At 61.5% G+C, this 314-nt stretch carries 1 protein-coding gene; it reads left to right on the forward strand.

Translation table 11 applies throughout. The features are described from left to right. On the forward strand, positions 1–314 hold a 314-nt coding region (locus HMPREF2554_RS11630; protein WP_168160881.1), incomplete at both ends, for a hypothetical protein.

Consider the following 314-nt stretch of genomic DNA (forward strand, 5'->3'; position numbering starts at 1 on the left):
ACGCTAACCAGGGCGGCACCCCCGTAGTCCCGGCGGCACACCGATTTGCTGCCGACAAGCTCCAGGCACCCGAAGGTTACGGGCAGGCTATGGACGAGCGCCTGAACAACCAGGCACGTGCTTGGGACGAGGTTATCAAGGAAACCGACCTGCAGAACCCGACCACCCCTCTGGCGCAGAACGCCAAAGGATTCTCCGACCAGGTGAACTCCCTGGACTCCGCGCTCAGCTCGGTTGAGAAGGCATATGCGGGCGAAGGTGACGACCAGAACCGTGATCATGATGATCGCCAGAACGACCCGAACTCCCTGGAT

This window comes from Rothia sp. HMSC071F11 (assembly GCF_001809115.1).
Classification (GTDB): Bacteria; Actinomycetota; Actinomycetes; order Actinomycetales; family Micrococcaceae; genus Rothia; species Rothia dentocariosa.